The 14,988-nt window shown below is 58.1% G+C and carries 12 protein-coding genes; 8 read left to right on the forward strand and 4 right to left on the reverse strand.

The annotated features are described in order from the left end of the window. Positions 1-153 precede the first annotated feature (153 nt). The 6 genes from folD (at position 154) to HNQ38_RS11200 (ending at position 7,490) form a co-directional block, all read left to right on the forward strand. Positions 154-1,011 (forward strand): bifunctional methylenetetrahydrofolate dehydrogenase/methenyltetrahydrofolate cyclohydrolase FolD, encoded by an 858-nt coding sequence (gene folD / locus HNQ38_RS11175; RefSeq protein WP_183720756.1) that lies wholly within the window; start codon positions 154-156, stop codon positions 1,009-1,011. Between the two features lie 207 nt (positions 1,012-1,218). After that, on the forward strand, positions 1,219-1,824 hold the full coding sequence (locus HNQ38_RS11180; RefSeq protein ID WP_183720759.1) for a DUF805 domain-containing protein: 606 nt from the start codon (positions 1,219-1,221) through the stop codon (positions 1,822-1,824). A 114-nt stretch (positions 1,825-1,938) separates the two neighbouring features. Beyond that, on the forward strand, positions 1,939-3,018 hold the full coding sequence (locus tag HNQ38_RS11185; protein WP_183720762.1) for an iron-containing alcohol dehydrogenase family protein: 1,080 nt from the start codon (positions 1,939-1,941) through the stop codon (positions 3,016-3,018). A gap of 377 nt (positions 3,019-3,395) precedes the next feature. Continuing rightward, positions 3,396-4,583, forward strand: a complete 1,188-nt coding sequence (locus HNQ38_RS11190; protein WP_183720765.1) for a DegT/DnrJ/EryC1/StrS family aminotransferase — start codon at positions 3,396-3,398, stop codon at positions 4,581-4,583. Between the two features lie 337 nt (positions 4,584-4,920). Continuing rightward, the gene (locus HNQ38_RS11195) at positions 4,921-6,564 is read left to right on the forward strand and encodes a glycosyltransferase (RefSeq protein ID WP_183720768.1); all 1,644 of its coding nucleotides are present in this window, start codon (positions 4,921-4,923) and stop codon (positions 6,562-6,564) included. Positions 6,565-6,782: 218 nt separating this feature from the next. Further along, positions 6,783-7,490, forward strand: a complete 708-nt coding sequence (locus tag HNQ38_RS11200; RefSeq protein ID WP_183720771.1) for a cytidylyltransferase domain-containing protein — start codon at positions 6,783-6,785, stop codon at positions 7,488-7,490. A 198-nt stretch (positions 7,491-7,688) separates the two neighbouring features. Here the strand turns inward: HNQ38_RS11200 and purN are convergent, their stop codons facing one another. The 4 genes from purN to HNQ38_RS11220 form a co-directional block, all read right to left on the reverse strand. Next, on the reverse strand, positions 7,689-8,363 hold the full coding sequence (purN, locus tag HNQ38_RS11205) for a phosphoribosylglycinamide formyltransferase (protein WP_183720774.1): 675 nt from the start codon (positions 8,361-8,363) through the stop codon (positions 7,689-7,691). Positions 8,364-8,557: 194 nt separating this feature from the next. Beyond that, positions 8,558-10,078, reverse strand: a complete 1,521-nt coding sequence (gene cobA / locus HNQ38_RS11210; protein WP_183720840.1) for a uroporphyrinogen-III C-methyltransferase — start codon at positions 10,076-10,078, stop codon at positions 8,558-8,560. A gap of 2 nt (positions 10,079-10,080) precedes the next feature. Beyond that, positions 10,081-11,586, reverse strand: coding sequence for a leucyl aminopeptidase (locus HNQ38_RS11215; protein WP_183720777.1), 1,506 nt, complete (start codon positions 11,584-11,586; stop codon positions 10,081-10,083). Between the two features lie 427 nt (positions 11,587-12,013). Next, complete coding sequence (locus HNQ38_RS11220; protein WP_183720780.1) at positions 12,014-12,436, reverse strand: winged helix-turn-helix transcriptional regulator; 423 nt, start codon at positions 12,434-12,436, stop codon at positions 12,014-12,016. Positions 12,437-12,567: 131 nt separating this feature from the next. On the opposite strand from HNQ38_RS11220, the gene HNQ38_RS11225 reads away from it, so the two are divergent. Beyond that, complete coding sequence (locus HNQ38_RS11225) at positions 12,568-13,164, forward strand: flavodoxin family protein (protein WP_183720784.1); 597 nt, start codon at positions 12,568-12,570, stop codon at positions 13,162-13,164. A 264-nt stretch (positions 13,165-13,428) separates the two neighbouring features. Then, positions 13,429-14,838 (forward strand): radical SAM family heme chaperone HemW, encoded by a 1,410-nt coding sequence (gene hemW / locus HNQ38_RS11230; RefSeq protein WP_246388111.1) that lies wholly within the window; start codon positions 13,429-13,431, stop codon positions 14,836-14,838. The last annotated feature ends 150 nt before the right edge of the window (positions 14,839-14,988 follow it).

The raw sequence follows: 14,988 nt of genomic DNA on the forward strand, positions 1-14,988 counted from the left end.
GCTAATCTGTTCCAAGGCGTTCAGGCCGTGGCATTAATGTGTGGCGGGCCGCTTGAGCTTGAAGGCGGGGCAGTCTATACTGGCAGCATTGCGTGACAAAAAGATATTGGCCGTTCGCATACCTGCGGGCGTAAAAAAGACATGGAGCAAGCCATGATAGTGATTGACGGCAAGAAGACTGCGCAGGACATCCGCGCTGAACTGGCTGCCGAAGTAAGCGCAGCCACGGCAGCGGGCCGCCGCGCCCCTGGCCTGGCGGTTATTCTGGTGGGTGAAGACCCGGCATCTCAGGTATATGTGCGTAACAAGGAAAAAGGCTGCGCCGAGGCGGGAATAGCCTCCTTTGCCTATCGGTTGCCCGCAGATACCAAACAGCAGGACCTGCTGCAGCTTATTGAAGAGTGCAATTCCCGCCCCGATGTGGACGGCATTTTGCTGCAACTGCCCCTGCCCAAGGGCCTGGACGCCCAGGCCTGCCTGCTGGCCATTGATCCGGCCAAGGACGTGGATGGATTTCACCCAGAAAACGTGGGGCGGCTTTCTTTGGGCTTGCCGGGCTTCGTGTCCTGCACGCCTGCCGGGGTTATGGAACTTTTGCGGCGTTACAATCTGTCCACCCGAGGCAAAAAAGCCGTTGTGGTGGGGCGCTCAGACATTGTGGGCAAACCCCTGGCCCTGTTGCTGACACGTTCCGGCGAATTTGGCGATGCCACGGTTACCATTTGCCATTCGCGCACACCCGATCTGGCGGCGGAATGCCGCAGCGCGGATTTTCTCTTTCTTGCCATCGGCAGACCCCGCCTCATTACGGGCGATATGGTGCGCCAGGGCGCGGTGGTCATTGATGTGGGCATCAACCGCACCTCCGACGGCCTGTGCGGCGATGCGGACTATGAAAGCGTGAGCGCCAAGGCTTCTGCCATTACTCCGGTTCCCGGCGGCGTGGGGCCAATGACCATTGCCATGCTGCTTATGAATACAGTGCAGTCCTGGCGGCAGCGCACGGCGTAGATAGCGGCGTCACGGGCGAACGGCGTCCTCTATTCTGGTCGAGTGTCAGCAAGGGGATGATCACTGTATAACAACCTATTTTTGCTGATATAAAAGAAAGAATACCTGGTAACGGCACTGTTTGGAACGTTTGTCTAAGGCACCTTTTTCGCCCCGCTTGTCGTGGGCATGACCACTTGGCCTGCCGCAAGGCAGCTAGGAGCACGCATGGACTTCAAAACCGCGGTCAGAACTTGTCTGTTTAAAAAATACTGCAATTTCACTGGTCGCGCGCAGCGGTCGGAATTTTGGTGGTTCGTGCTCTTTGGCGGCATTGTCAATTCGTGCCTGGGGCTTTTCACCAATGCGTCTCCTGAGACAGGCATGCTGACAAGCGGTATTGTGAGCCTTGTGCTGCTTTTGCCGCACTTTGCGGTGACCGCCCGGCGTCTGCACGACGCGAACCTTTCCGGCTGGATTCAGCTGGCTCCTATGGGCCTGGCCCTGCTTGGCGGGCTTGCCCTGCATCTTGACTTTGGCACATCAGCGTATATGTGCATTATGTTGGCTGGCCTTAGCGGGCTGGGGCTTCTCATCCTTTACGCCCGCAGGGGCACGGTGGGACCCAACCGGTTTGGCCCCGACCCGCTGGAAGGCGAGGCGCTCGCCCCTGACGCGCCCGGCAGCAACACTTCTACGGGTACTGGAAGTAGCGATAATAATGATAATGGTTGGGCAAAACTGGCCTCAACTCCTGCCGAGCAGCAGCCCAGAGGCAAAGCCGCCTCAGGCATGCAGCCGGGGCAGAGAGCCGTGCCGGATAAAAGAGACTGATCCGCATTTTTAACCCCGCTGGTCCGCCTTGGGGGCCGCTTTTCGGCGGCTCTTGCAAGACCTGCGGGTATAGCGTATGGCCCGGAAATCCTATGCCATACTGTGAGGGCAACTATGTTCCGTAATGCAAAAAATGTCGGTTATTATATGATTGGCCAGGGCAGCCTGAGCCAGCTTGGCGATCTTCTGGCCGTGCGCCACAAGGCAGTGGCTGGTCCAGCCGTCTTTTTTCTGGACAGTTTTTTTGAAGGCAAAGATCTGGCGGACAAACTGCCCGTGGAAAGCCGCGATATGGTGCTTTATGTCGACACCACCAGCGAGCCCACCACGGACAGCGTGGACGGCTACACCGATCAGGTGAAGGCCTTTTTGAAGGGCGCTGAACCCTGCGCCCTGATCGCGCTTGGCGGCGGCTGTGTGCTTGATACCTGCAAGTGCGTCGGCAACCTGCTCAACAATCCCGGCAAAGCCGAAGATTACCAGGGCTGGGAACTGGTAAAGAATCCCGCGCCATACAAAATCGCCGTTCCCACCTTGTCGGGCACTGGCTCCGAAACGTCGCGCACGGGCATCATCTGCAATGAAGAAAAGAACATCAAACTTGGCATGAACAGCGACTTCACCATGTTCGACCAGGTGCTGATGGATCCCGACCTCACGGCCAGCGTGCCCCGCAACCAGTATTTTTACACGGGCATCGACACCTACATGCACTGCTTTGAGAGCATTACCGGCTCTTACCGCAATGTGGTGGTGGACTCCCTTGCTGAAAAAGCCATTGATCTCTGCAAGCAGATTTTTCTCTCGCAGGATATGATGAGCGAAGAAAACCGCGAAAAGATGATGATCGCCTCCTACCTGGGCGGCATGGCTGCCGGTTTTGTGGGCGTGGTGCATCCCATCTCCGCAGGTCTCAGCATGGTGCTGCACATGCGTCACGGCATAGCCAACTGCTATTCCCTGTCCGTGCAGGAAGACATCTATCCCGAACAGTACAAAGAATTTATGACCATGATGGAACGTCAGGGCATTGATCTGCCCAAGGGCATCTGCCAGGGCCTCACCGACGCCCAGTACGATGCGCTCTACGGCGCAAGCATTGTGCATGAAAAGCCGCTTTCCAACCGTCTTGGCCCCGATTTCAAGAACATCCTCACCAAGGAAAACGTCATCGAACGTTTCAAAAGGATGTAATTGCGGCCTCACGTTCGAACAAAACTGTCATGATCTGTCGGCGGCGTGGGCAAAACCCCGCCGCCGTCAGGCTCTTTCAGGCAACAGCCGCACGACGGCTCCTGCCAGCAACGGATGTGACAGCCCCAGCGGATTTGCACGGTCCGCCCTGCCAATACCACCACGGTGAAGGCGTTTGCCTCTGGCAGGTTTTTAAGAAAACGCTGATTTATTCCGTTTGGTTGCGTTGCTTCACTTTTTTGAAACAGTCGAGGACAGAATAGTCCACTCTTGCTTCAAAAACAGATCGCGCCTTGCCAAACGAAATAGCTGCGCGTTTTCAGGAGGCTCTTTAACCAGTGCTTCCTTAAGCGCAAAACTCCATAGTGAGGAGTCTCATGGATATTAAAGTCAACTTCAGCGGCCGCGCCATCCGGTATACCGAAGACGAAATCGCCGTTGTGGTCGAGGCCATGCGCAATGCTGATCCCCTGACCCAGGGGCACTATATGCGCCAGTTTGAAAGCAAGTTCGCAGACTATCAGGGCGTGGCTCAGGGAACGTGCTTCACTACCATGAACGGTTGCTCCGCACTGGAACTTTCAGCCCAGCTCTGCATGTTCAATGAAGGCGACGAGGTGGTCATTCCCTCGCATACCTTCACTGCCTCGGCCTATCCCTATGTCAAAAAGGGCGCAAAGCTTGTTTGGGCCGATGTGGATCTGCACAGCCGCGTGGTCACGGCCGAGAGCATTGAGCGCGTGCTCACTCCCCGCACCAGAGCTGTGGTGGTTGTACACCTGTACGGCTATGTGGCGGACATGCCCGCCATTGCCGCCCTGTGCAAGGAACGCGGTCTGATTCTTATCGAAGACGCGGCGCAGGCCATCGGCGCGGAAATCGGCGGCGTCAAGGCCGGAGCCTTTGGCGATATGGCCATCTTCTCTTTCCATTCGCATAAAAACCTCACCACTCTGGGTGAAGGCGGCATGCTCTATGTGCGCGACGCCAAGCTTGCGGCTATGGTGCCCACCCTGCGCCACAACGGCCACTGCGGTTTCGATTTTGAGCGCCCTGACTACTGGAAGCCCGCTATGGGCAACGTGGACATGCCCTTCATCGATGGCCGCATGGTACAGCCCAACAACTACTGCCTGGGTGAAGTGGAATGCGCCCTTGGGGCCAAGCTGCTGGAACGCATTGATGAAATCAACGACCAGAAGCGTAGCCGCGCTCTTGCCTTCATTGACGCACTGAAGGATTTTCCCGAGCTGGAGTTCCACCGCGAAGACAGCCGCCGCCACAACTACCATCTGCTGGCGGCCCGCATGACTTCCGGGGTTGATGCCCGCGACCGCTTCATGCGCGCCATGTTCAATGAAAAGGGCGTCAAATGCGTGGTGCAGTACATTCCGCTGGACAGGTACGACTACTACCGCCGTCTGGGCATGGGCGAAGCCTGCTGCCCCAATGCGGATACGTTCTTTGATACGATGATTTCCTTCCCCTTCCAGCACTGGCTGACGGAAGAAGAGTTTACCTATATGCTGGCGTCCACGCGCGAAGTGTTGGCACAAATCCGTTAGGCGGCGTTTTTGTCCCTGACGTGCCAAATGAACCAGATGTGCCAGATATAATGGCGCTGCCAGGGGTTGCGCCACTATGCCATCCCCTGGCAGCGCCTTTGCTTTTCGCAACGCAGGCGCGCTCAGAGCACTTTGACCTTGAAAATTCAAATGCTCTGCTGCTGTACAAGAGAATTGCGCCACAGCGCGGGTTCTGCCGCAATTGTATTTTGGGCCAGAACGGCAACGTAAAATGTAAATATTGCAATGGTACTCTGTTCTGGGGCTTCCGGGCGGTCCAAACGAACAGTCCACAGTGAAAAAAGCTCTTAAAAAGTTTGTCAGATAAGGGTTTACCGTGAAAGAACGCTGCATTGTCATTCCCGCCATCAAGAAAAATGCCGTTATTCCCGACCAGCTTGTAAAAAAACTGGCAGGGGTAACACTCGTGCAGCGGGCCATCAATACAGCGCGGGGAGTGCTGCCCGGTGAAGACATTGTGGTGCTCACCGACAGTCAGGAGATATCCCTTATCTGCGAGCGCGCGGGCGTGGGCTTTCGCCGTCATGAAGATCTGCGCTTCACCACGCTGGATATTGTCAGCGAAATGCGGGTGCTGCTGGAAGAACTGGCGCAAGAGTATGAGCATTGCGTCATCCTGCGCGCCTCCTGCCCCCTGCTGACCTGGGTGGACGTTGAGGACGCCTGGAAAAAATATCGAGAAGCCGACGCCGACAGCCTTGTGACCGTCAAGAACGTTCGCCAGCGCATCTGGAACATGCACGGCGAAGGTCTTGAAGGCCTGCTGGACGATGACGCGGCTTCTGATGAAGAAAAAACGCTGGTGGTGGAAAGCCGCGCCCTTATAATGATGCGCCTGTCATGCCTTCAGCAACCCTGCGAAAAGGGTCGGGGGCGTATTATCCCCTATTTTCTCAATGACAGGGCCATCGAAATTCAGGGCTATCAGGACTGGTGGATATGCGAACGCCTGCTTGAGCGGCGGCATGTGGTATTTGTGGTGGCTGGCTGGCCTGCCATCGGTATGGGGCATGTGTTTCGGGCGCTGATGCTGGCGCACGAAATAACCAACCACAGGGTCAGCTTTGTCTGCACCCGCGAAAGTGAGCTGGCTGTGGAAAGCATAGCCCGCAAAGATTACAAGATTGTGCGGCAAGGGGAGGAAGACCTTGCCGACACCGTGCTTGCCCTGCGCCCCGACCTTGTTATCAACGATATTCTCAACACCACCACGGCCTACATGAAGCGGCTCACAACCGCAGGCGTGCGCTGCGTAAATTTTGAAGACGAAGGGCCGGGGGCTCCGCTGGCGCGCCTTGTGGTCAATGCCCTGTATGAAGGCAAAACCACAGACAATCTTTGCTGCGGGCCGGAATATTTCTGCCTGCGCGATGAGTTTGTAAACGCGGAGCGCAATCCTTTTCGGCAGGAAGTCAAAACCGTACTCATCACCTTTGGCGGCACGGATCAGCACGACTGTTCGCGCCGGGTGCTGGACATCATTGAACCCATTTGCCGCGCTTACGAGATCGCTGTTCGCGTAGTGGCCGGGCCGGGCTACGCCCACAAAGAGGCTATGGAAGAGCACCTTAAAAAGCTCGACAATCCTCTGGTTACGTTTACCTGGGCCACCAATGTCATGAGCCGCATGATGGAAGGGGCGGACCTTGCCATCTGTTCCGCCGGGCGCACGGTTTACGAACTGGCCCACATGTGCGTGCCAGCGCTGGTGCTGGCCACGCATGAGCGCGAGGCGCGGCATACCTTTGCCCGCCCACGCCACGGCTTTGCTTTTGTGGGCATTATGGACCGCGTTGGCGACGGCAGAATACGCAATACGTTTCTTGCCATGCTGAAGAATACTCGCCGCGAACGCTTCTGGCGGCGGCAGGACAGGCTGGACTTCACGGTCAACAAGGGGCGCGTGGTGAGGCGCATGCTGGGGCTTTTGAACGAGCGGCCCCAAGGGGCGGAGCGTTAGGGGCTGATATAAAAACTTGCCTTGCCCAACTGGCTGCGTCGAAGACCATTTTTTACTCCGGTCTTGTGCCGCAAAAATACGCCCTTTTCGTAAAAATGCTTTTCTTGCCCTTGGCGCAAAACCAGCTCTTTGCGAACAGCCCCTTGAGCATTTAAATTATTTGAAATGACTCTGCTCCAGAAATGACAGTGGTGCAGCACCGCTGAAAGGAAGTATTCATGTCCAGTAATGGCAAGGTTGTCGCCATTGTTCAGGCCCGTCTGGGTTCCAGCCGTCTGCCTTTGAAATCCCTTCTCTGCCTGCGGGATTTACCGGTTATCGACTGGGTCGCCCGCCGCCTTGCCGCCTCTGCGCGGCTGGATTCCATCATGGTGGCAGTGCCGGATACGCCGCTGGATATGGTTTTGCTTGAGCACCTGCGCCGTCGTGGCGTGCCCTGCATGGCCGGGCCGGAAGACGACGTGCTGGCGCGGTTTTGTCAGGCGGCCAAACTGGCCGATGCCGAACTTGTGGTGCGCGTGTGCGCGGATAATCCGCTGATCTGGGGCGGAGCCGTGGACAGGCTGGTGGATTTTTACCGTCAGGGCAGCTGGGACTATGCCTATAACCATATTCCCCGCAAGAACCTCTGGCCCGACGGCCTGGGAGCCGAAATTCTTTCCCGGGAGCTGCTTGATACACTGGACAGCAAGGCTGTTCAGCCCTCGCAGCGCGAACACTGCCTGAACTATATATGGGACAACGCCGCTGATTTTCGCATAGGCACCTTTGACCCCGAGGAAGACTGGCTGCGCCGTCCCGACCTGCGGCTGGACATGGACAGGCCCGACGATTTTCGCCGTCTGGCGCTCTTGCCCATCACGCCGGATATGGACGCGCGGGCCATTGTGGATGTGTGCAGTTCAACGTGTGGTGAGGAAAGCTGAGACCTTTTCGCTTTCTCCCGTTGTTTGAAGAAATATGTAAAAGGCTCCCTGGCATTGCCGGGGAGCCTTTTACTGTATGAAACGGGACGTTGCGTTTGGCGTTCAATAGCTTGCTGGAATAAAAATAGGCGTTTTAGGGGGAGGAGACCCTTTTGCAAAAGGGTCCCTTCCCACAAAACAATTCAAGGTAAAAACGCTCTAAAATCCTTCTTCCAGCGGCGGCCACACCAGCCAGGGGCCGTCAGGCGCAACAGTTTTTGCCTTGCCGGGGGCCACATGCACTTCGCGGCCCCATACGTTTATACGGTTTTGGGCAAACCACTGGATAGCCTGCGGGTAAATGCGGTGCTCCATAGCGTGAATGCGCTGCATGAGGTCGTCCACCTCTTCATCGGGATTCACAGGCACGGCGGCCTGAATGATAACCGGGCCGCTGTCCATCTTTTCTTCCACAAAATGCACGGTGCAGCCGGATATTTTGACGCCGTATTCGCAGGCGTCGACCCCGCCGTGGACGCCGGGAAAGCTCGGCAGCAGGGCAGGGTGAATGTTGATGACCCGGCCTGAAAAAGCGTCCAGAAAGGCCGTGCTCAGCATGCGCATGTACCCGGCCAGCACAACAAGCTGCGTGCCGTGTTCCTGAAGGGTCTGCACTACCTCACGGTCGTAGCTTTCACGGTCGGCAAATTCCTCGTGGTCCAGCACCACGCATGTGACGCCCGCCTTGCGTGCCCGTTCGATAACGCCCGCGCCGGGGCGGTTGCAAACGATACAGCAGATGTTCACGTCAAGAACGCCCGCAGCGGCCTTGTCTATCATGGCCTGAGCGTTGGAGCCGCTGCCCGAGGCCAGTATGGCGATATTCAGTGGCATGAGGTTTCCATTTTATTAAAGCTTTTTCGTACGGGCGCTGCCTCTGGAGATTCCGCTCCGGTGCAGTAGGCTACCTGTGGCATACTGAAACAAAATAAAAGTGTTAGGAGGTGTGTGGAAGAGGGCCCCTTTTACAAAAAGGTCCCTCCCCCACAAGGTATTTTTCCGTGCATCAAAGCCAGCCTGGGCGCAGGTTACGCTTTGGCAAAGTGCTCCTGCAAGGCCACAACCAGGGCCGGAATGGTGTATTCCGCTGGCTGGATATGGCAGGGCAGCCCGTTGGCCGTCAAGGTATCAGCCGTAATGGGGCCGATGGCCGCAAGCTGCACTTCGGGATGGGCCTTGAGCACATCCGCCGGAATAAGTGAGAGAAAGTTCTCTACCGTGGATGAAGACCCAAAGGTCACGCAGTCCAGCGTGCCAGCCTTGATGCGTTCCAGCACTTCGTCCCTGCGGTGCGCGGCGGGCACGGTTTCGTAGGCGGCAATAACGTCTACCACGGCTCCTGCCTTGCGCAGTTCGTCAGGCAGCACTTCACGTGCCTTGGCCGCGCGGGGCAAAAGAAAACGCTTGCCGTTCACGTTACCGTTTTCACGGCTCACAAGGCCGTCAAGCACGCCTTCGGCCACATAGCGCTCAGGAATGAAGTCGGGCGTGATGCCGCGCTGCAACAGCGCTTCGGCAGTGGCGGGGCCAATGGCGGCCACCTTGCAGTTGCCCAGAGCGCGGCTGTCCTTGCCGGCTTCGGCCAGACGCTGCCAGAAATGGCGCACGCCGTTGACCGAGGTGAAGATCACCCAATGGTAGTCGGCCAGTTTGGCAAGGGCTGCGTCCAGTTCCGCATAGTCAGCCATGGGGCTGATTTCAATGGTGGGGCACTGAATAACCTCTGCACCCAGATCCGCAAGGCTGGCCGCGAGGCCGCTGGCCTGCTCACGGGCGCGGGTGACAACAACGCTGCGGCCCATAAGGGGCTTTTGCTCAAACCAGTTGAGGGTCTTGTGCAGGCTCGCCACCTTGCCCACCAGAATGACCGAGGGGTTGGTGAACTTGGCTTCAATGGCGGCAGCGGGCAGCTCGGCCAGCGTGGATACGAGGCTGCGCTGGCGGGGCGTGGTGCCGCGGTAGATAAGGGCTGCCGGAGTATCGGGGGCCATGCCAGCGTCCAGCAGGTTACGGGCAATGTCGGGCAGGTTTTTCATGCCCATGACGAAAACCAGGGTGGAGGCGCTGGCCGCCAGTGCGGGCCAGTTGTGCACAGAACCGGGCTTGTCGGGATTTTCGTGCCCTGTGATGATGGTGACGGAAGAAGCAAAATCGCGGTGGGTCAGCGGAATGCCCGCATATGCCGGAGCCGCGATGGTGCTGCTGATGCCGGGTACTTCTTCAAAGGGAACCCCGGCGGCCACCAGTTCTTCGGCTTCTTCGCCGCCGCGTCCAAAGATATATGGATCGCCGCCTTTCAGGCGGGCCACGATCTTGCCTTCCTTGGCCTTGCGGACCAGCAGGGCGTTGATTTCATCCTGCGGCAGGGCATGGTTGCCCGCCACTTTGCCCACATAGATTTTTTCAGCATGGGGGCTGGCGTGGTTGAGCAGGCTGTCATTGGCCAGAGCGTCGTACACCACCACATCGGCGGCAGCCAGGGCGTCACGGCCCTTGAGGGTCAGCAGGCCCGGATCACCGGGGCCAGCACCAATCAGATACACCTTCATCATTACTGAACGCCTCCCCGGGCCAGTTCAAGCAGCGTGCGCGCGCCAAAGGCCGAAGGCCCGGCGGGACAAAGGGGCGTGGGCTTGGAGGCCCAGTCTACCCCGGCAATATCCAGGTGCGCCCAGCGTACCCCTTCCTGAATGAAGTGCTGTAAAAAGAGCGCGGCATTGATGGCTCCGCCTTCACGCGGGCCCATGTGGCAAATGTCGGCCACTTCGCTTTTCAACTGTTCGGCATAGGGCTTCCACAGGGGCAGGGGCCAGTATTCTTCACCGCACGCGCCCCCGGCGGCGCGGATGCGCTCGCTGAGGTCTTCATCATCGCTGAAAAGACCGGCAATCTGCGTGCCCAGCGCCACAGCGCAGGCTCCCGTAAGGGTGGCAATGTCCACCAGGGCGGCGGGAGTCCAGGTTTTCTGGGCGTAGGCCAGGGCGTCGCACAGGGCAAGGCGGCCTTCGGCGTCGGTATTCTGGATTTCCACGGTATCGCCATTGGCGGCGCTGACAACGTCACCGGGGCGCATAGCGCGGCCACCGGGCATGTTTTCAGCGCAGGCCAGCAGGCCGATAACCCGGCGGGGGGCTTCTTCCTGCGCCAGAGCGGCCACGGCTGCCAGCACGGTAGCTGCGCCCGTCATGTCGGCCTTCATCTGGTGCATGTTGGCGGCGGGCTTGAGGCTGATGCCGCCAGTGTCAAAAGTGATGCCCTTGCCCACAAGAATAAGGGGCTTGTCTTGCTCATGACCTGCGGGGGCGTGCTCAAGAATGACAAGGCGGGGCGGGCGGCCCGACCCCTGGCCTACGGCCATCAGGCAACCCATGCCTTCTTTTTCCAGCTCGTGCTCGTCAAGCACGGTGCAGGCAAAGCCCTGCTGGCGGGCCAGTTCCTGAGCGCGCTCGGCCAGTTTTTCAGGGTAGAGCAGGTTGGGCGGCGTGCTGGAAAGGTCGCGGGCCAGGCTCACGGCCCAGGCGGCGTTTTCGCCACGGCGGGCAGCGGCGTGGGAAGCGTCGGGCACTTCTTCGCCGTCAAAGCCCAGCGCCAGCCACTGCGGATCGGCAGGTTCGTCCTTGTCGGCCTTTTTCAGGGCCGTAAAGCGGTACAGGGCCAACTGGGCCGCGCACACGCATTCTTCCACCAGACGTTCACGTCCGCCGGGCAGACGGGCAAGCGCCGGTTCGGGCAGCAATATTGAGGCATAGCCTTTCTGGCGGCACAGCTGAACGGCGGCGGCAATGGCCTTGCGGATGCCTGCGGTGTCTACCTTTTCTCTGGGGCCAAGGCCCACGGCGAGAACGCGGGGCACGGAAAGATCGGGGTGGCCGTGCATGATGGCAAGTTCGCCAGCCTTGCCCTTGAAGTCGCGCAGGGCAGGAGCGATGACCAGCCAGGGAGCGGCCTTGTCTATCTGGGGGCAAACTTCTGTCAGGGATTCATCCTGGCAAACAGGGGCCAGCATGACTTCGCCCTTCCACTGTTCCGGGCCAAGATTTTGAAAGCGTATATCCATGTGCTGCGTTCTCCTCATATATGCCGCTTGCATGCGTTGGGCGGCAGGCGTTTCGCCGTATGTGCGGCGGCCTGTCCGGGTAGGGGAATATACGCTGCCCCGGCCTTTTTGCCAAGGGCGCGGGCGACAGGCCGGGGCATACCGCCGTGGCCGCTGCCCTGCCCGGAGGAGAGCGGAGGCTAGCTCCTGTTGCGCGGGCAAGGCCAGTATTGACGGTGCGGTTATGCTGCGGCCATCTCCGTGTTTATATAGTGTTCGTAGCGCCTTTGAGAGCTGAAGCCAGGGGCTCTTTAATCAGTGCTTCTCCAAGTATGTGATTCTGCTCCAGAGGCAAGAAAATAGCCCTTTTCTACAATGTTAATGTGCTCTTTCGGAACATCGCTTAAGTAAAAAATGGCCTTTTGACGCAGCCCGCTGGTCAAAAGAATTATTTGGTAGCAGCCCCTGTGTGGCTTTGCATCATTGCATCATAGCTGTCGCCCCAGTCGCGCAGTGAATTCATGATGGGAATAAGCGATACGCCGACGTCTGTCAGTGAGTATTCCACACGCGGGGGCACAGTGCCGTAAACTTTTCTGTGAACAATGCCGTCCTGCTCAAGTTCACGCAATTGTTTCACCAGCATGCGCTCGCTTACTTCGGGCAGGCAGCGGCGCAGCTCGCCATAGCGCAGGACAGGACGCCCGGCGAGAAAATAGATGATAAGGAGCTTCCATTTGCCGCCAATAAGATCAAGAGTAAGTTCAAAGGCGCAGCGGTAGGGCTTGTTGCCGAGAACTTTTACCTTACAGGCGTCAGGACTGGTGTCAGGGTTGGCGGCAGGGGTTGCATCGGGGTTTGCATCGGGCATGGCAGCGCCTCCGTTTGGCAAAGCTAAATCTACTATATTTTTTGTTAGTATATGATTTTTTAATCAGTACTTGCAAGTCAGCATGAAAGGGATACTATCTGAGCATTATTCAATCCGCAAGGAGCAACACTATGAAAGCACTGGCCCTTAACGGCAGCCCCAGAAAAAAAGGAAACACTGCCATATTGCTTGAAAAGGTTTTGTCCCCACTGGAAGAAGCCGGATGGGAAACCGAACTTGTGCAGATAGGCGGCAAAAAGATTCAAGGGTGTAGAGGCTGCCTGAAGTGTGTGGAAAAACAGGACGGCCGCTGTGTGTTTGACAACGACATCCTCAATGGTGTTCTGGAGAAGATGCTTGCGGCGGATGCTATGATTCTGGGCACGCCCTGCTATTTCACCGATATGAGCGCGGAAATGAAGGCGCTGGTTGACCGCGCCGGATATGTGGCCTTTGCCAACGGCGGGCTGTTTCAGGGCAAGATTGGAGCCGCCGTGGTAGCTGCTGGCAGCGGCGGGGCCACGCACGCCTTTGACAGCATCAATCATCTGTTCCTCATGTCGCGGATGCTTGTTCCGGGGTCTGTGTTCTGGAATATGGGCTACGGCAGGGCTGAGAAGGAAGTGCTGGGCGACGAGCGCGCGATGGAAAACATGCATCACCTTGGCCGTACCATCGCATGGCTTGGCAAGGCCATTACACCGCATATGGCAAGCTTTCCTGCGTAGGGCCTTGCTCGCTTGAAGTCCACAGGAGGAGTGTGGCTCGTGTCAGTGCTGCGAAGCGGCGTGACGCAATGCGTCCATACCTTCAAACTTGATAAAACTCACCCTTGATAACGTTCACTCAAGACCCGCCGTGCAGCATTCTGGCCGCAGGCGGGTCTTGTCATGCAAGCTCTGTACGGGCATGGTGGGGCATGGTATTTGCAGCTATTCGGCAAGAGATGTTTCGCCGCATGGACCCGCCATTATTCTGTCACTGGAAGAAGTATGCTCGTATATATACACGTTCCCTTTTGCAGCACGCGCTGCCGCTATTGCGCCTTTTATTCCAATCCCCTCGGGCGCGGGGTAGACCCCGCAGCATCCCCTGTGGTGCGGGATTATGTGGATACCCTGTTTATGGAGCTGGCCCACTGGGGCGACCGCCTTGGCGGCAGCACCGTACAGACGGTATTTTTCGGGGGTGGCACGCCAAGCCTGCTGCCGCCGCGCGTGGTGGGTCTCATTATGGAACGGATCGGACGCTACTTCAAACTGGCACACAAGGCCGAGGTGACCCTTGAGGCTAACCCGGAATCATTGCGGGGCGGCCACCGCGTAGCCCAGTATCTTGATGCGGGAATCAACCGCCTTTCCATTGGTATTCAGAGCCTGGACGAAAGCATGTTGCGCATGCTGGGCCGTCCGCACAAGGCGCAAGACAGTTTGCACGCCGCTTTTCTGGCGCGTGAGGCGGGCTGCGCCAATATCAACGTGGACCTTATGTGGGGGCTGCCGGGGCAAAGCGTGCGCCAGTGGCTGCAAACCCTCAAGGACGTCATGCGCATGAGCCCTGACCACATATCCGCCTATGGCCTGACCATTGAGCCGGGCACGCCACTGGAGCTGGATGTGGAGGACGGACGCCTGATACTGCCGCCGGAACGCGACCAGAACATCATGTTTATGGAAGGCGCGGCCTTGCTGGAACAGCACGGCTACATGCACTACGAAATTTCAAATTTCGCCCGTATGGGCTTTCAGTGCCGCCACAATATGGGCTACTGGGAAGGCGAGGATTATCTGGGCATCGGGCCTTCGGCCACATCGACCATCGCAGGACGGCGCTGGACCAACCCGGCCAGCCAGAAGGCATGGGACTCACGCACCCGCGACGGCAGCCTGGGGCAGGAAGTGGAAGAACTTGACCCGCAGACCCGCGTGCTGGAACTGCTCATGCTGCGCCTGCGAACGGCAAGAGGCTTGCGGGTAAAGGCCTACCGCGAAATGACGGGGCGCGACTTTGTGCGCGACCATCAGCGTCTTGTGCAAGCCCTGCACGAAAACGGACTTATACGCATACGCAACGGTTACCTGCGCCTGACGCGCAGCGGCATGCTTGTGTCCAATTCCATTTTAAGCAATTTGTTTGCGCGAACGCGTGAAGTGCTCAAGCAGGGGCTTGCGCCCGGCGCAAAGCCTGACGTAAACCCGGCAGCGGGCATAGGTACGGGCAGCCTGGGCGAGGCCGTATTGGCCGAGCAAGCAGCGGGGCAGTTAGTTGGATCGTTTGGCAGCAGTGGGGGCGATCAGGGGAGTGCGGAGGAAAATATTGTGGTTCCCGCCGGGCCTTTGGGGCACAAAAGAACCACGAGCCGCAACGCAGAAATACGCCCGGTGCAGTGGCCCAAGGCCTGACGCAATTTGACCGTGGCTGTACGGTTTTTAGAGCATTTAAACTTTTTCAAAGTTAAAATGATGGGATGGCCCCGCCCGACTGAAGCGGGTATGCATAAGGTAGCCTAAAAACCTTTGCAGGAGGCCATCCCAATGAAAGCTATTACCACC

Origin of the sequence: Desulfovibrio intestinalis (genome assembly GCF_014202345.1) — a bacterium.
Lineage (GTDB): Bacteria > Desulfobacterota > Desulfovibrionia > Desulfovibrionales > Desulfovibrionaceae > Desulfovibrio > Desulfovibrio intestinalis.